The organism is Actinomadura terrae (assembly GCF_022751215.1).
GTDB lineage: Bacteria > Actinomycetota > Actinomycetes > Streptosporangiales > Streptosporangiaceae > Spirillospora > Spirillospora terrae.
This window is the reverse complement of record NZ_JAICDG010000001.1, coordinates 38,684-55,205: the sequence shown is the minus strand read 5'-3', so window position 1 is coordinate 55,205 and position 16,522 is coordinate 38,684. Positions and strand designations below refer to the sequence as shown.

The following is a 16,522-nucleotide window of genomic DNA, read 5'->3' as shown; positions in this document are numbered from 1 at the left end:
CTAAAGTACTAGCATCCTAATTAAATGGAGGTGCTGGTGATCGAGTTCCATCTGGACGCCGGCTCGGGGGTCTCCCCGTACATGCAGCTCGTCCGGCAGGTCCGGCACGCGCTGAAGCTGGACCTGCTGCGCGAGGGCGACCAGCTCCCGACCGTCAAGGACGTGGTGGCGCAGCTCGCGATCAACCCCAACACGGTGCTGAAGGCGTACCGGGAGCTGGAGCACGAGGGGCTCGTCGCGGCGCGTCCGGGGGTCGGGACGTTCGTGACGCGGACGCTGGCGGGCGCATCGCTCGCCGCGCACGGGCCGCTGCGGCAGGACCTGCGCCGCTGGCTCGCCAAGGCGCGGCTCGCCGGGCTGGACGACGAGAGCATCGAGGCGCTGTTCATGACGACCTTTCGGGCCGCCGCTCAGGAGGACATAGCATGACCGCCGTCCTGAGGGCCGAGGGCCTCGGCAGGAGGTACGGGCGGCGCTGGGCGCTGCGCGACTGCGACCTCGACATCCCCGCCGGACGCGTCGTCGGCCTCGTCGGCCCGAACGGCGCCGGCAAGACGACGCTGCTGAACATGGCGGTCGGGCAGCTCGCGCCGTCGGCGGGCACGATCGAGGTGCTCGGCGGACGTCCCGCGAGCGGGCCCGCGCAGCTCGCCAAGGTCGGCTTCGTCGCGCAGGACACGCCCACCTACGCGGGCCTGAGCGTCGCCGACCACCTGAAGCTCGGCGCCCGCCTCAACCCGGGCTGGGACGCGGCGCTCGCCCGCGACCGGATCGAGCGCCTCGGCCTCGACCCCGCGCGGCGGGCCGGAAGGCTGTCGGGCGGCCAGCGGGCGCAGCTCGCGCTCACGCTCGGCATCGCCAAACGTCCCGAGCTGCTGATCCTGGACGAGCCGGTCGCCGCCCTCGACCCGCTCGCCCGGCGCGAGTTCCTCGCCTCGCTGATGGAGGCGGTCGCGGAGCACTCGATCAGCGTCGTGCTGTCCTCGCACCTGATGTCGGACCTGGAACGCGTCTGCGACTACCTGGTCGTGGTCGTGGACTCCCGCGTCCGGGTGGCGGGCGACGTCGACGAGCTGCTCGCCGCCCACCACCGGCTCACCGGCCCGCGCCGCGACGAGGCGCGGCTCCCGTCCGACCAGCACGTCGTCTCGGCCAGCCACACCGACCGGCAGAGCACGTTCGTCGTGCGGGCGGACGGCCCGATCCACGACCCCGCCTGGACGGTCGGCGAGGTCGGCCTGGAAGACCTCGTGCTCGCCTACATGACCCCGAAGGCCGCGGACCGCCCGGCCCTGGAGGCGCTCCGATGATCTGGCTCACGCTGCGGCAGTTCCGGCTCCAGGCCCTGGTGGCGCTCGGCGCGCTCGCCGCCGTCGCCGCACTCCTGGCGTTCACCCATGTGGACCTGGCCGACGACTACACCAACGGCATCCGGGCCTGCGGCGGCGGTGACGGCTGCGAGCGCTTCAGGCTCGATTTCTTCAACGAGCACCAGACCTGGTTCACCACCCTGGTCGCCGTCGTGGTCGGCCTGCCCGCGCTCGTCGGGGCCTTCTGGGGGGCGCCGCTCATCACCCGGGAGATCGAGGCGGGCACGCACCGGCTCGCCTGGAACCAGAGCGTCTCCCGGACCCGCTGGCTGGCCGTCAAGCTCGGCGTCGTCGGGCTGGCGTCGATGGCCGCCGCCGGGCTCGCGGTGGCCGCGGCGACCTGGTGGTCGGACCCGCTGGACAAGGCCGCCACCGACCGGTTCCCTCGGCTCGCGCCGCTGATGTTCGACGCGCGCGGCATCGCCCCGATCGGCTACGCGGCGTTCGCGTTCGTGCTCGGCGTCACCGCCGGGGTCCTGGTCCGCCGGACGCTGCCCGCGATGGCGATCACCCTCGCCGTCTTCGCCGGGCTCCAGTTCGCCGTCCCGAACATGGTCAGGCCGCACCTGATGACGCCGGAGGAGCGGACGGTCACGATCACCTCCGAGAACATGCGGGGGATCTCGCTGAGCGACACGTCCCTGACCGTGTCGGCCCGGGTGGACGACCCGGGCGCCTGGGTGCTGTCCGACTACACGGTCGACCCGTCCGGGCGGAAGGTGAAGAGTCTGCCCGTCAGCCTCGCCTCGGGCGCCTGCGCGCCCCCGCCGCCGAGGGCGGCCGAGACCGGCGGGGAGCGCCCCGACGGGAAGCGCGTCGCCGACGAGTCCGGCCGCGGCCCGGCCGAGAAGTGCTACGCCGAGATCGCCCGGCTCGGCTACCGGCAGCACGTGACCTACCACCCCGCGAACCGGTTCTGGACGCTCCAGTGGGCGGAGACCGGCCTGTTCGCCCTCCTCAGCGCGGGTCTCACGGGGTTCTGCTTCTACTGGGTGCGGCGCCGCCTCTCCTGATCCGGCTCCTCGGCCGGGACGGTGAAGAGGCGGATGTGCACGGGACGCGCCTCGGGGGGCGCGTCCTCAGCGCTCAGCGCGTGCTCGTGCAGCAGGCGGATGTAGGCCTCGAAGAACTCCCTCAGCCCCTCCTCGGTCATGTGGGCGTGGCCCCGCGAGAGCCGCGCCCACGCCGCGTCGCGCTCGAAGGCGTCCGGCAGCCGGGCGAACAGCTCCAGGTCCTCGGCGTGCCGGGCGCGCATCAGCTCGGCGAGGACGGGGCGGTCCTCCGGCGCCAGCGTCTCCGGCGCGGGCAGCCGGACGTCGCGCGCGCCCGGGCTCGCCCGCCACCAGCGCTCCCGGCCGGCGGACCGCTCGGGGATCTCCTCGATGAAGCCGTGCTTCTCCAGCTGCCGCAGGTGGTAGCTGGCCGTGCCGGTGTTCGCGCCGAGCGCCTCGCCGATCGTGGTGGACGTCGCGGGGCCCTCCGCGCGCAGCCGGTGCAGCATCCGGCGGCGCAGCGGATGGCTCAGCGCCTTGATCCGCCCGGGGTCGAGGATGTCGGGCTCGTCCCTCGTGGCCTGCCCCTCCGGCTCGTCCTTCATGGGGAGCAGCCTAGTACCGCAGAGCCATCTTTGCAGAGAACTCTTTGCAGACACTTCTCTGCAATATAGCTTCGGGGGTCATGAAGGCATTTCAAGGAGCGATCGCGCTCGCGTTGCTGGTGGTGCTGGGGGTGCTCGGGGGGCCGCCGGCGCGGGCCGACAGGGGCCTGCCCGCGCCGGCGGGGCTCACCGCCGCCGACGTGAGCTTCACGGGATACGGCGGGTTGACGTTGCACGGCACCGTCCTGACACGGGGCGGGACGCGCGGTGCGCCGCGTCCGGGGGTCGTGCTCGTCACCGGCTCCGGGGCGGGCGTGCCGCGCGATCACCTGCTGACCGAGGCGACGGAGTTCGCGCGGCGGGGGCTCGCCGTCCTGATCTACGACAAGCGGAGCGTCGGGTACTCCGACTTCCGGCGGTCCTACTCCGAGCTCGCGGACGACGCGCTGGGCGCCGTCCGCGCGCTGCGGTCCCGTCCCGGTGTCGATCCGGCGAAGGTGGGGCTGTGGGGGCTGAGCGAGGGCGGCTGGGTCGCGCCGCTCGCCGCGTCCCGGTCGGCGGACGCGGCCTTCGTGATCGTGGTGGGCGGCAACGCGATGCCGCCGATCCGCCAGCAGCTGTGGAACGAGGCGTCCTCGCTGCGCCGGGTGGGCGTCTCGGGATCGCTGGTTGAGCGCGGCAAGCGGAACTTCGCGCGGCTCGGCGCCGAGGCGGGCCTGTTCGCGGAGGCGTACTTCGACGCGCGGGGCGTCCTGCGGCGGGTCCGGCAGCCGCTGCTCGGGATCTGGGGCACCGGCGACCGGCAGACCCCGCCCGGCGACAACCCGCCGCTGTTCGCGCGGGCGCTGCGGGAGGGCGGCAACCCCCACTACACGTTCCGCTTCTTCCAGGGCGCCGACCACTCGGCCCACGAGAGCCCCGACGGCGGCGGCATCCACGGCGAGGCGCTCGCCCCCGGCTACGCTGACCTCGTCGGCTCGTGGGTCAAGGACGTGACGAGCGGACACCTCCCCAACGCGGATGCTCCCGCGCCGCCCAAGCAGCAGTACCGCAGCGTCGAGCAGCACCCCTCGGCGTGGTGGGAGTCGGGCTGGATGCAGCTCGCAGCGTTCTCGCTGTTCCTCGTGGCGTTCACCGCGTATCCGGCCGTGGCGCTGGTGCGGCGGCTGCGCGGACGGAAGGCGCGTCCCGTGAGCCGGGGCGCGCGGCTGCTCGCCGGGGCGGGGCTCGCGTCCGCGCTGGGCCTGCTCGTGTACCTCTTCTACCTGATGGCCGCCGGACGGGCACCGGACCCGGGGCCCGTCCTCGCGGGCAGGCCGCTCCCCTGGCTCGCGCTCCAGGGCCTGGCGCTGGCCGCCGTCGCGGGAGGCGTCGCCACGGCCGTGGCGTGGCGACGGGCGGGCGCCGTCGCGCGCGGTGAGCGGGTGCGGCTCGGGCTGCTGCTCGGCGCCGGGGCCGTCTTCCTGCCGTGGGCGCTCTACTGGGGGCTGCTGCTCCCCTGAGCGTCGACCAGCTGGGCCTGGAGGCCGTCCAGGAGGTAGTCGAGGCCGGTGCTGAAGCTGCCGTCCCAGTCGTCGTCGTAGAGGTAGCCGTTGGCGGCGAGCGTCGGGTACCGGCCGTCGGCGCGGAGCTGCCGCTGGCCGAGCTCGCGCTCCGCGTCGGTGATCCGCAGGGTCGTCTCGGACGACGCGGAGCCCATCACGTGGTTGTAGAGCGCCCAGGTCGCCGCCGACAGCCCCTTCCCGGCGAACCCGGCGCGGACCAGCGTCGCCTGGAGGATCTCCATCCAGGCGAGGAAGTTGGGGCCGATCGTGGGCCGCTGCCGTGCCGGGACGGCGGCGGCCCACGGGTGCCGCAGCAGCGCGGCCCGCCAGGCGGTCAGCACGGACACGACGTCCTCCCGCCAGCCTCCGCCGGGCGCCGTCCCGGGTGCCGCTCCGGGCGGCACCTCACCGAAGACCGCGTCCACAGCCAGGTCGACCACGTCGTCCTTGGTGTCGACGTGCCAGTACAGCGAGGGCGCGACGACCGCGAGCCGCTCGGCGAGGCGGCGCATGGTGAGCCGGTCGATGCCCTCCTCGTCCAGCAGCGCGACGGCCGCCTCGACGATGCGGGCGAGCGTCAGCGGCGGCTCGCCCTTCCGCGTGCGGCGCGGGCGCAGCCAGACGCTCCGCACCTCGTCCTTCGGCTCGCTCATCGCGCTCTTTCTCCCTTTCGGACGGCCCGGACCGGCACGCCGAGTGTAGTACCGTGTTCGGTGTCCCTAACAGCGTTAGGTGATATCAAACAACGTTAGACGAGGAGATGGTCGTGGAGACCGAGACGGTCGGCACCGGCACGGCGGAGCCCGTGACCGGACGGCGATGGTGGACGCTGGCGGCGGTGAGCGCGGCCCAGCTCCTCGTCGTCCTGGACGGGACGATCGTGAACATCGCCCTGCCCTCGGCGCAGGAGTCGCTCGGCATGTCCGACGCGAGCCGGCAGTGGGCCGTCACCGCCTACGCGCTGGCCTTCGGCGGGCTGCTGCTGATCGGCGGCAGGGTCAGCGGCGCGCTCGGCCACCGGCGGACGTTCGTCGCGGGCCTGATCGGCTTCGCCGCCGCGTCCGCGCTCGGCGGGGCCGCCACCGGGCCGGGCCTGCTGTTCGGCGCCCGCGCGGCGCAGGGGGTGTTCGCCGCCGCGCTCGCGCCCGCCGGGCTGTCGCTGCTGACGACGACGTTCACCGAGCCGGGCGAGCGCGGCCGGGCGTTCGGCGTGTTCGCCGCCGTCGGCGCGGCCGGGTCGGCGGTCGGGCTGATCGCGGGCGGGCTGCTGACCGAGTACGCCGACTGGCGGTGGTGCCTGTTCATCAACGTCCCGATGGCGCTGCTGGCCGTCCTCGGGACCGTGTTCGTGCCCCGCGACCGGCCGATCCGCGAAGGACGGCTGGACGTCCCCGGCGCCCTCCTCAGTGCCGCCGGCTTCGCGGCGGTGGTCTACGCCTTCAACGAGGCCGAGCCGCACGGCTGGGGCTCGGCGAAGGTCGTCACGCTGCTGGGCTGCGGTGCCGCGCTGCTGGCGGCGTTCGCGGCCGTCGAGGTCCGCGCGTCCCACCCGCTGCTGCCGATGCGGATCCTGCTGCACCGCGCCCGCGCGGCGGCGTTCGTGTCGATCACGCTGATGTTCCTGGCGATGTTCGGGTTCTACCTGTTCATGAGCTACTACACGCAGGGCGTCCTCGGGTACTCGCCGGTCCAGGCGGGCCTCGCGCTGATCATCAACGCCGCGGCCGCGCTGGCCGGCTCGACGCTCATCGCCGGACGGCTGCTCGGCCGCGTCGCCCCCGGCCTGCTGATCGTGCCGGGCCTGGTCGCCGCCGCGGCCGGGATGCTGATCCTGACCCGGCTGACCGAGCACAGCGGCCACGTCCTGCCGGCGTACCTGGTCCCGGCGCTGGTGCTCACCGGGCTCGGGCTCGGCTGCGTCATGCCGCCCACCGCGAGCCTCGCCACGGCGGGCATGCAATGGCACGACATCGGCGCCGCGTCGGCCGCCTACAACGCCTCCCAGCAGCTCGGCGCCGCGCTCGGCACCGCCCTGCTCAACACGATCGCGGCCACCGCGACCGCGTCGTACCTGGCCTCAGCCGGACACACGCCTAAGGCCGCCACCGTGCACGGCTACACCACGGCGCTGACCGCCGGTTTCGGGATTCTCCTGGTCGCCGCGTGCCTGACCACGGCGCTGGTGGTCCCGTGGCGACGCCGGGAACGTCTCACGGAGTGAAACCCGGGTGGGAATGTCGGATCCGTTTGGCATGCTTGTGACGTGAACGTACGTGCGATGGGTCCGGCGCTGGTCGGCAGGTCGGCCGAGCTGGCCGAGCTGGAGGGCGCCCTCGCCGCCGCCCCGGGCGCCGTCCTGCTCGGCGGCGAGGCCGGCCTGGGCAAGACCCGGCTGATCCGCGAGTTCGCCGCGCGGCTGAACGAGCCCCCCGGCACCGGCGGGCCCCGGGCCCGGCTGCTGGTCGGCGGCTGCCTGGAGCTCGGCTCCGACGGCCTGCCCTTCGCGCCCTTCACCACCGTCCTGCGCGGCCTGGTCCGCGACATCGGCATCGACGGCGTCGCCGGGCTCGTCCCGCGCGGCGACACCGGCGGCCTCGCCCGGCTGCTGCCCGAGTTCGGCGAGCCCGAGAGCGACGCCGCCTCCGGCGAGGAGCGGGCCCGGCTGTTCGAGGTCGTCCTCGTCCTGCTGGAGCGGCTGGCCGAGCGCGGCCCGGTCGTCCTCGTGATCGAGGACGCGCACTGGGCCGACCGCTCCACCCGCGACCTGCTCGCCTTCCTCGTCCGCAACATGGGCGCGGTGCCGTTGCTGATCGTGGTGACCTACCGCACCGACGAGCTGCACCGCACGCATCCGCTCCGGCCGCTGCTCGGCGCGCTGGAGCGCACCGACCGCGTCCGCCGCCTCGACCTCGCCCGGCTCTCCCGCACCGACGTCGCCGCCCTCGTCACCGCCGCCCTCGGGCAGGCGCCCACGCCCGGCCTCGTCGAGCGGATCGCGGCGCGCAGCGAGGGCAACCCGCTGTTCGTCGAGGCGCTGCTGGACGACGACGGGACGCTCGCCTGCGAGCTGCCCGAGTCCCTGCGCGACCTGCTGCTCGCGGGCGTCCAGCGGCTCCCCGAGGAGACGCAGGACGTCCTGCGCGACGCCAGCGGCGGCGGCACCCGCATCGAGCACGCGCTGCTGGCCGCCGTGTCCGGGCTCGACGACACGGCGCTGACCCGCGTGCTGCGCCCCGCCGTGGCCGCGAACGTGCTCGTCGTCGACGGCGACGGCTACGCCTTCCGGCACGCCCTGATCCGCGAGGCCGTCCACGACGACCTGCTGCCCGGCGAGTACACGCGGCTGCACACCCGGTACGCGCAGGCGCTGGAGAACGACCCGGGGCTCGTCCCGTCCGGGCGGCTCTGGGTCGAGCTGAGCCACCACTGGCTCGCCGCGCACGACGCCACCTGGGCGCTGGTCGCCTCCTGGCGCGCCGCCGCCGACGCCCGCAAGGCCCTCGCCTACGCCGAGTGCCTCACGATGCTCTCGCGCGTCCTCGAACTGTGGGACCGCGTCCCCGACGCGGCGACGCGGATCGGCGCCGATCACGTCAAGGTCCTGGAGGACGCCACCTCCGCCGCCGACCAGGCCGGCGAGTACGACCGCGGCGTCAAGCTCGCCACCGCCGCGCTCCGCGAGATCGAGGAGGGCGAGGGCATCGGCGTCCGCGCCGCGTCCATGCTGGAGCTGCGCGCCCGCATGCGCTACCAGCTCGCGCGCCCCGGCTTCGTCGAGGACCTGCGCACCGCCGTGACCGCGCTGGAGGGCGCGCCGCCGACCGCGCTGCGCGCCCGGGTGCTGTCCACGCTCGCGACCTACGTCCGGCTCACCACCGACATCGGCCAGGCCCGCGCGGCGGCCGAGGAGTCCCTCGCGATCGCCCGCGAGATGAACGACCCGGTCGTCGAGGCCGAGGCGCTCATGACGCTGTTCTGCGCCGACATCGACTACAGCAACGACCCGATCCAGATCGCCGAGGTCGAGGAGGCGGCGCTGCGCAGCGGCAACCACCGGGTCGCGCTGCGCTACGCGGTGATCAAGTCGCACTACCTGGAGGGCGCGGGCCGGCACGAGGAGGCCGAGGCCGTCGCCAGGCGCGGCAAGGAGCAGGCCCGCGAGTACGGGGTCAGCCGCACCCAGGGCACGTTCCTGTGCATCAACCAGGCCGAGCCGCTGGTCTCGCTCGGCCGCTGGGACGAGGCGCTCGCCGTCCTCGGGCACGCGATCGAGCAGGACCCGGCCATCACGATCCGGACCTCGCTGCTCGTCCTGCACGGGGAGGTCGCGCTCGCGCGCGGCGACCTCGACACCGCGCGCAGCCGCCTCGCGGGCGCCCGCGAGGTCATGAACCTCAAGATGAAGTGGCTGAAGACGCAGGACTACTTCGCCACGCTCCGGCTGGAGGCGCGCGTGGCGCTCGCCGAGGGCCGGTACGACGCCGTGATCGACGTGGCGCGCCAGGTCGTCGACCAGGCCGGGCTGCCCGACGACGCCCGCTACGCGTGGCCGGTGCTCAGCCTCGGCGCGCGGGCCTGCGCCGAGCTCGGCGGCGCCGCGTCCGCCGCCCTGGAGGCGTTCGTCGAACGCACCGCCACGCTGCACGCCGGCGGTCCCCTGCTGCGCGCCATGCGCCTCACGTTCGAGGCCGAGGCGGCCCGCGGGCGCGGCGTCCTCGACCTGGCCGCGTGGGACGCGGCCGCCGCCGCGTGGCAGGAGCTCGGCAACCCCTACCACCGGGCCGAGGCGCTGACGGCCGCCGCCGAGGCCGCGCTGGCGGGCGGCGACCACGAGGCCGCCGACCACGGTGCCGCCGACCACAGAGCCGCCGACCACGGGGCCGCCGCCGAGCGGCTCCAGACGGCCGCGGGGCTCGCCGCCGGACTCGGCGCGGCCCCGCTCAGCGCCCGGATCGACGACCTGCGCCGCCGCGTCCGCGCCCCGCGCCGCGCGGGCGCCGACGCCGCCGCCCCCCTCGGCCTGACGCCCCGCGAGTACGAGGTGCTGCGCCTGGTGTCGGAGGGCCGCAGCAACCGCGACATCGCCGAGGCGCTGTTCATCTCCGTGAAGACGGCCAGCGTCCACGTCTCCAACATCCTCGGCAAGCTGGGCGTCGCCAACCGCGGCGAGGCCGCCGCCACCGCCCACCGGCAGCGACTGTTCGCTGTGTTGACAGAAGTCCCGGCCCAAGGGGCCTCGCCTGGCGGCTCGCCCCCTTGACCGCGCCTTTGGCGGGCGCGGAATCGCTTCGCGATCTTCCCGGTGGGGGCTCGCCTCCGGCGTCGCCCCCACCGCTCAGCTACGCGCCCGCGTGACGGCTGAGGTCGCTGCGCGGCGCTTCCTCAGCGCGGTCTCCTGTTCAGCGCACGGTCAGGTGAGGTCGCTGCGCGGCGCTTCCTCAGCGCGGTCTCCTGTTCAGCGCACGGTCAGGTGGCGAGGGTCAGGGTGCGTTGGATCTTGGCGGCGGTCACGCGGAGGTGGTGGGCGGACGACTCGATCCTCGGGAGCCGGCGCGGGCGGCAGGAGACCGCGAGCGCGCCGATCATGCCGTGCCCGTCGGCGACCGCGACGGCGGCGCAGGAGGTGCCGAGGGCGTACTCCTCGCGGTCGACCGACAGGCCGGCCGGGCCGGTGAGCCCGCGCAGCAGCCGGCGCGGCTCGGTGATCGTGTGCGGGGTGAGGTCGACCAGCGGGTGCCGGGCGAGGTAGTCGCGGCGCGGGCCTTCGTCGAGCTGGGCCAGCACGCACTTGCCGATCGCGGTGGCGTGCGCGGCGTCGTCGAAGCCGACCCACAGGTCGACGCGCGGGGCGCGCGGGCCGTCGGCGATGTCGACCAGCCGGATCTCGCCGTCCATGTGCATGCCGAAGTAGGCGGCGACGCCCAGCTCGTCGCGCAGCCCCGCGAGCGAGGGCCGGACGGCGGTGAGGAGCTGCTGCATCCGGGTCCTGCCGTGCAGGGACTGGACGCGGTCGCCGAGCACCCACACGCCGTCCGACAGCCGGGTCGCGTAGCCCTCGTGGGCGAGCGTGCGCAGCAGGTGGTAGGTCGTGGCGAGGGGGAGGCGGGTCTCGCGGGCCAGCTGCTTGGCGGGGGCGCCGCTCGGATGCGACGCGACCGCCTCCATGAGACGCAGAGCACGCTGAACAGAGGCGATAAGAGTGGGTCTGCGTGTCTCTTCCATCACGGACAGCGAACCCCCTCCGGCGCGGGCGGGTCAAGGGGTTCGCCGGTACCGGGCAGGCGGACGCGGAGAATCTCACAGACACGCCCGTCCGGCGGCGGGGCCGTGACCTGGCGCGACCGGGGAGTAACTTCGGGTGGAAGGGAACACGGAGGGACGACGCTTTCGCGAAGGAGCCGGCATGAGCCAGCCGAGCCACGCCCCCGGAGAACACGCCCCAGACGAACACGAGCCGAACGAGCAGGCGCCGGACGAACAGGCGCCGGACGAGCAGGCGCCGGACGAGCGCACGCCCGACCAGCCCGTGCCTCACCAGCACGCGCCCCACCAGCACGCGCCGGACCGGCACTCACCCGGGCACGCGTCCGACCAGCACGCGCCCCGGCACGTGGACGCGCGGACCGCGCGGCAGGTCGCCGAGGAGGCCCGCGAGACGCGGTGGCACCTCCCCAGTTTCGGAAAGCAGCTCTTCCTGGGCGATTTCCGTCTCGACCTCATCCATCCGCATCCGCGCCCGACGGACGAGGCGCGGCGCCGCGGCGAGGAGTTCCTCGCGCGGCTCACCGCGTTCTGCGCGACGGAGATCGACCCGGCGCGGATCGAGCGGGAGTCGCGGATACCCGACGAGGTGGTCCGCGGCCTGCGCGCGCTCGGCGCGCTCGGCATGAAGATCCCCGAGCGCTACGGCGGGCTCGGGCTCGGGCAGTACCACTACGGCCGCGCGCTGATGGTCGTCGGCTCGGTCAGCCCGGCGCTCGGGGCGCTGCTGTCGGCGCACCAGTCCATCGGCGTCCCGCAGCCGGTGCGGCTGTTCGGCACCGACGAGCAGCAGGACGCGTGGCTGCCGCGCTGCGTGAACCAGATCAGCGCGTTCCTGCTCACCGAGCCCGACGTCGGCTCGGACCCGGCGCGGCTGCGCGCCACCGCCGTCCCGGACGGCGACGGCTCCTACGTGCTCAACGGCGTGAAGCTGTGGACGACCAACGGCGTCGTCGCCGACCTCGTCGTCGTGATGGCGCGGGTCCCGAAGTCCAGCGGGCACCCGGGCGGCATCTCCGCGTTCATCGTCGACATGGCCTCCGAGGGGATCACGGTCGAGCACCGCAACGCGTTCATGGGGCTGCGCGGGATCGAGAACGGCGTCACGCGGTTCCACGACGTCCGCGTCCCGGCGGAGAACCTGATCGGCGCGGAGGGCGCCGGGCTGCGGATCGCGCTCACCACGCTCAACACCGGACGGCTGTCGCTGCCCGCGGGCTGCGCGGCGGCGGCCAAGTGGGCCGCGCGGATCGCGCGGGAGTGGTCGAGCGAGCGCGTCCAGTGGGGGCGTCCGGTCGGCGAGCACGAGGCGGTGTCGCGGAAGGTCGCGTTCATCGCGGCGACCGCGTACGCGCTGGAGGCCGTGCTCGACCTGTCCGCGCTGCTCGCCGACGACGGGCGCGCCGACATCCGGATCGAGGCGGCGCTGGCGAAGCTGTGGTCCTCGGAGATGGCCTGCCGGGTCGCCGACGAGCTGGTGCAGCTGCGCGGCGGGCGCGGCTACGAGACCGCCGAGTCCCTCGCCGCCCGGGGCGAGCGGGGCGTGCCCGCCGAGCAGGTGCTGCGCGACCTGCGGATCAACCGGATCTTCGAGGGCTCCAGCGAGATCATGCACCTGCTGATCGCCCGCGAGGCGGTGGACGCGCACCTGTCGGTGGCGGGCGACATCATCGACCCGGGCGCGTCCGCCGGGCGGAAGGCGCGGGCCGCGGCCCGCGCGGGCGGGTTCTACGCGCGCTGGCTGCCGACGCTCGTCACCGGCGCCGGGCAGCGCCCGAATGCCTACGGCGGGTTCGGCCCGCTGGCCCGGCACCTGCGCTACGTCGAGCGCGCGTCCCGCAAGCTCGCGAGGTCGATCTTCTACGCGGCGGGACGCTGGCAGGGCGGCCTGGAGTACCGGCAGGGCTTCCTCGGCCGGATGGTCGACATCGGCGCCGAGCTGTACGCGATGAGCGCCGTGTGCGTCCGCGCGCGGGCCGACACCTCCGCCGACGGGCCGCTCGGCGGCACCGCGTCCGGGCGCACGCCGGGGCCGTCGGCGACGCTGCTCGCGGACGCGTTCTGCCGCCAGTCGCGCATCCGCGTCGAGGAGCTGTTCGACGGGCTGTGGCGCAACACCGACACGATGGACGTGAAGCTGGCGCGCGCCGTCCTCGCCGGGGACTTCGCGTGGGTGGAGGAGGGCGTTCTCGACCCGTCCATTCCGGGGCCGTGGATCGCGCCGTCCGACCCGGGCCCGAGCACCGTGGAGGACGTTCACCGCACAATTCAGTAACTCCTCGTCGCCAATTGGAAACTATCCGCATGCAATCCGCGCGCAAAGGGGATAGCTTTCCTCCGGTGGCCGAGCCCAGCGCACCGCCCGTTCCCGGATCGGGCGGTGCGCTGCGCTTTCCGGGTGTCAGGCGGTGCCCGGATTCGGGCGGTGCCCGGATTCAGGCGGTGCCGGGTCTCAGGGGAAGGAGCGGCGGCGCGATGCTCAGCGTCATCCTCGACGACACGCGCGATCCCGCACGCAACCTCGCCCTCGACGAGGCCCTCGCCCGCGCCGCCGCGTACCGCTCCGCCGTCCGGCACGGGCCGCGGACGCTCGTCCGGCGCTCCCCGTCCGGCCGCCCGGTCGCCGGACGGTTCGTCTCGGGCCGGTCCCGGCCGGCCGCCCACTCCTCGTTCGGCGGGCCGCCCGTCCTGCGGGTGTGGCAGTGCTCCCCCAGCGTCATGGTCGGGCGGTTCCAGGACGTCGCGCGGGCCGTCGACCTCGCCGCGTGCGCCCGCGACGGCGTCGAGGTGGTGCGGCGCGCCACCGGCGGCGGCGCGGTGTGCTTCGGCCCGGGGACGCTCGCGTTCACGCTCGTGCAGCGGCCGGGGCGGCGCGTCCCGCTGGAGGACCTGGTGTGCGCGGCCGTCGAGGGCCTCGGCGTGCCGGGCGGCCCGCTCCGGGCGGGACGCGTCGTCCAGGCGGCGCGGCTGCTCACCAGGACCGCCTGCCTGGCCCATGTCGCCGTCCAGGTCCGGCCCGGCCCGCCGGGGGACGCGGGCGGGCGGCTGACCCTGGCCGATCTCGGCCCGGCGGTGACCGTGGACGCCGTCCGCGCGGCGGTGCTCGGCGCGGTCGTCGGCGCGTTCGGGGTCGCGCGGACGCGGCGCCCTGACGCGCTGGAGAGTTCGGTCCGTGACCATCTCCATGCGGTGCGCTACGGTGACCTCGCCTGGCATCTCACCGGCGCGGTGCGGGACGGCGCGAGCGCACCCCGGTCGCCGGTGGCGGACGAGGACGAACACTCGGCGTCGGCAGCCCGTACGGATTGGTAGAGTGGCCGACCTTGCGCCCGAGATCGGACCAGCCGCGGGGATCTGGTCCCTCGATCCGGCGATACAAGAAGCGAAACACCCAACGCAGCCAAGCGAGCGGGAAGTAATGCAGCCACCAGCTCAGAACAAGTCCATCGCAGCTACCCTCCTCAACCTCCTCGGCAGCAAGCCGAAGCCCGGGACCTCCACGCGCGCACGCGGCGACGACGTCGTCCAGCCCGCCGCGGGGGAGGGTGCACTGGAGAACCACCTCGGCGGGGACGAGGCCCGCAACTACCGCAAGTACGAGTACGAGACGGTCGCGCCGCACGTCGGACGCTCCCTGCTGGAGATCGGGTCGGGTCTCGGCCACTTCTCCGAGCAGTTCGCGGGACGGCTCGACTACCTGGTCGTCAGCGACAACGACCCCTACTGCGTCGGCGAGCTGCGCAAGCGCTACGACGGCGACGACGACGTCGAGGTCATCGACCTGGAGCTCCCGGCGGACGTGAAGATCCGCCAGAAGGTCGACACGGTCGTGATGATGAACGTCCTGGAGCACATCAAGGACGACGCCCAGGCGCTGCGCGACCTCGCGGCCGTCACGCTGCCCGGCGGCCGGATCGTCATCTGGGTCCCCGGCTACATGCAGCTCTACGGCGACTTCGACCGCAAGGTCGGGCACGTGACCCGCTACACCCCGCAGACGCTGGAGGCCACGGTCCGCGCCGCCGGCCTCGTCCCCGAGGTGCTCAAGCCGATCAACTTCCTCGGCGGCATCGCCTGGTGGTTCGCGGTCCGCCGCGGCGGCGCGGGCTACCCCGACCCGCGGCTCGTCAAGATCTACGACCGGACCGTCGTGCCGCTGACGCGCGGCATCGAGCGGCTCGTCCGCCCGCCGTTCGGGCAGACGGTCTTCTGCGTGGCGCGCGTCCCGCGCTAGCTCCCGCGCCGGCCTCACGCACAGGCCTCACGCACAGGGCGGACCGCTTCGGGTGGTCCGCCCTTTTGCCTTGCCGGAACAACGACCTGGGGACCAAAACGCAACGTTCCGGGACAGAAACCATCCGATGGACGTTCTAGGTATACCGATTCAGGTTGGGTCCCGATGCGCGAGGGCCGTCCGGGCAGGAGACTGGTCCGTGGTCGGACGGGTCGCGGGACGCCTCTCCCGGCGGAGAAGCACCGTCTGCTTCCGCGGACCGCGACCTGGAAGGCCAGCCACTGAAGTTCCCGTGTGGTCCGACGGTCCGGTGGCGAGGACCCGGGAGGGGAGGTCCTCGCCGCCGGGCCCGGACCAGGGCCCGGCCGCTCCCCCGTCCTCTACAGCCTTTCGATGATCGTCGCGTTCGCCTGGCCGCCGCCCTCGCACATCGTCTGGAGGCCGTAGCGGCCGCCGGTGCGCTCCAGCTCGTGGAGCAGCTTGGTCATCAGCACGCCGCCGGTCGCGCCGAGCGGGTGGCCGAGCGCGATCGCGCCGCCGTTGGGGTTGGTCCGCGCGAGCGGGGCGCCGGTGTCGGCGGCCCACGCGAGCGGGACGGGCGCGAACGCCTCGTTGACCTCGAACACGTCGATGTCGCCGATCTTCAGCCCGGCGCGGTCGAGGGCCCGCTCGGTCGCCGGGATCGGGCCGGTCAGCATGTAGACGGGGTCGGACCCGCACACCGCGAGCGTGTGCACGCGCGCCCGGGGCGTCAGGTTGTGCCGCCGCACCGCGTCCTCGGAGGCGATCATCAGCGCGGACGCGCCGATCGAGATCTGCGAGGCCACCGCCGCGGTGATCGCGCCGCCCTCGCGCAGCGGCCCCAGCGCCGCCATCTTCTCCAGGCTGGTGTCGGGACGGGCTCCCTCGTCCTTGGTCAGCCCCGCGATCGGCGCGATCTCCCGGTCGAAGTAGCCCGCCTCGATGGCCCGGCTGGCGCGCCGGTGGCTCTCCAGCGCGAACTCCTCCAGGTCCGCACGGCCGAGGCCCCACTTCTCGGCCATCATCTCGGCGCCGCGGAACTGCGAGATCTCCTGCATGCCGTAGCGCTCGGCCCAGCCCTCGCCGTAGGGGAAGTCGAGCCCCTGGACGATGCTCGCGCCCATCGGCACCTTCGCCATCTGCTCGACGCCGGCCGCGACGACGAGGTCCTGCGTGCCCGACAGCACGCCCTGCGCGGCGAAGTGGATCGCCTGCTGCGAGGACCCGCACTGCCGGTCGATGGTGACGCCGGGCACGCTCTCGGGCAGGCCCGCCGACAGCCACGCCGTCCGCGCGATGTCGAGGGTCTGCGGGCCGACCTGCATGACACAGCCCATGATCACGTCCTCGACCGCGGACGGGTCGGCGCCGGTGCGGTCGACGAGCTCCTTGAGCACGTGGGCCCCGAGGTCGGCCGGGTGGACGTCCTTCAGCGCGCCCTTCCTCGTGCCGACGGGGGTCCGGACCGCGCCGACGATGTACGCCTCGGCCACTG

At 74.2% G+C, this 16,522-nt stretch carries 13 protein-coding genes; 9 read left to right on the top strand and 4 right to left on the bottom strand.

Features of this window, described 5'->3' with window-relative positions:
• The first annotated feature begins 24 nt into the window (after window positions 1-24).
• Genes K2F47_RS00235 through K2F47_RS00225 form a run of 3 tightly spaced genes read left to right on the top strand, consistent with a single transcriptional unit; the run spans window position 25 to window position 2,383 of the window.
• Window positions 25-429: a GntR family transcriptional regulator gene (locus K2F47_RS00235; protein WP_242900601.1), complete on the top strand. Its 405-nt coding sequence runs from the start codon at window positions 25-27 to the stop codon at window positions 427-429.
• Window positions 426-1,310 carry an ABC transporter ATP-binding protein gene (locus K2F47_RS00230; protein ID WP_242900600.1) on the top strand — a complete coding sequence of 295 codons (885 nt, stop codon included), beginning with the start codon at window positions 426-428 and terminating at the stop codon, window positions 1,308-1,310. Before K2F47_RS00235 ends, K2F47_RS00230 begins: the two co-directional genes overlap by 4 nt.
• Window positions 1,307-2,383: an ABC-2 membrane transporter-related protein gene (locus K2F47_RS00225; protein WP_242900599.1), complete on the top strand. Its 1,077-nt coding sequence runs from the start codon at window positions 1,307-1,309 to the stop codon at window positions 2,381-2,383. Before K2F47_RS00230 ends, K2F47_RS00225 begins: the two co-directional genes overlap by 4 nt.
• On the opposite strand, the gene K2F47_RS00220 is transcribed toward K2F47_RS00225, so the two are convergent.
• Window positions 2,356-2,967 (bottom strand): winged helix-turn-helix domain-containing protein, encoded by a 612-nt coding sequence (locus tag K2F47_RS00220; protein ID WP_242900598.1) that lies wholly within the window; start codon window positions 2,965-2,967, stop codon window positions 2,356-2,358. The genes K2F47_RS00225 and K2F47_RS00220 overlap by 28 nt on opposite strands.
• 80 nt (window positions 2,968-3,047) lie before the next feature.
• Here K2F47_RS00220 and K2F47_RS00215 point away from each other — a divergent pair, with 80 nt between their 5' ends.
• Entirely contained in the window at window positions 3,048-4,469 is a 1,422-nt protein-coding gene (locus tag K2F47_RS00215; protein WP_242900597.1) for an alpha/beta hydrolase, read from the top strand.
• On the opposite strand, the gene K2F47_RS00210 is transcribed toward K2F47_RS00215, so the two are convergent.
• Entirely contained in the window at window positions 4,445-5,164 is a 720-nt protein-coding gene (locus K2F47_RS00210) for a TetR/AcrR family transcriptional regulator C-terminal domain-containing protein (protein WP_242900596.1), read from the bottom strand. The two genes, K2F47_RS00215 and K2F47_RS00210, sit on opposite strands and share 25 nt — an antisense overlap.
• Window positions 5,165-5,277: 113 nt before the next feature.
• Between K2F47_RS00210 and K2F47_RS00205 the strand changes: the two genes are divergently transcribed.
• On the top strand, window positions 5,278-6,732 hold the full coding sequence (locus K2F47_RS00205; RefSeq protein WP_242900595.1) for an MFS transporter: 1,455 nt from the start codon (window positions 5,278-5,280) through the stop codon (window positions 6,730-6,732).
• A 42-nt stretch (window positions 6,733-6,774) separates the two neighbouring features.
• On the top strand, window positions 6,775-9,771 hold the full coding sequence (locus tag K2F47_RS40325) for a helix-turn-helix transcriptional regulator (RefSeq protein WP_308198346.1): 2,997 nt from the start codon (window positions 6,775-6,777) through the stop codon (window positions 9,769-9,771).
• Window positions 9,772-9,977: 206 nt separating this feature from the next.
• Here the strand turns inward: K2F47_RS40325 and K2F47_RS00190 are convergent, their stop codons facing one another.
• Window positions 9,978-10,733: an IclR family transcriptional regulator gene (locus tag K2F47_RS00190; protein ID WP_272496388.1), complete on the bottom strand. Its 756-nt coding sequence runs from the start codon at window positions 10,731-10,733 to the stop codon at window positions 9,978-9,980.
• 181 nt (window positions 10,734-10,914) lie between these two features.
• Between K2F47_RS00190 and K2F47_RS00185 the strand changes: the two genes are divergently transcribed.
• The 3 genes from K2F47_RS00185 (at window position 10,915) to K2F47_RS00175 (ending at window position 15,006) form a co-directional block, all read left to right on the top strand.
• Entirely contained in the window at window positions 10,915-13,047 is a 2,133-nt protein-coding gene (locus tag K2F47_RS00185) for an acyl-CoA dehydrogenase family protein (RefSeq protein ID WP_242900593.1), read from the top strand.
• A gap of 200 nt (window positions 13,048-13,247) precedes the next feature.
• Window positions 13,248-14,084, top strand: a complete 837-nt coding sequence (locus K2F47_RS00180) for a lipoate--protein ligase family protein (protein ID WP_242900592.1) — start codon at window positions 13,248-13,250, stop codon at window positions 14,082-14,084.
• Between the two features lie 106 nt (window positions 14,085-14,190).
• Window positions 14,191-15,006 carry a class I SAM-dependent methyltransferase gene (locus K2F47_RS00175; RefSeq protein WP_242900591.1) on the top strand — a complete coding sequence of 272 codons (816 nt, stop codon included), beginning with the start codon at window positions 14,191-14,193 and terminating at the stop codon, window positions 15,004-15,006.
• A gap of 380 nt (window positions 15,007-15,386) precedes the next feature.
• On the opposite strand, the gene K2F47_RS00170 is transcribed toward K2F47_RS00175, so the two are convergent.
• Window positions 15,387-16,520 (bottom strand): acetyl-CoA C-acetyltransferase, encoded by a 1,134-nt coding sequence (locus K2F47_RS00170; RefSeq protein WP_242900590.1) that lies wholly within the window; start codon window positions 16,518-16,520, stop codon window positions 15,387-15,389.
• Between the last annotated feature and the right edge of the window lie 2 nt (window positions 16,521-16,522).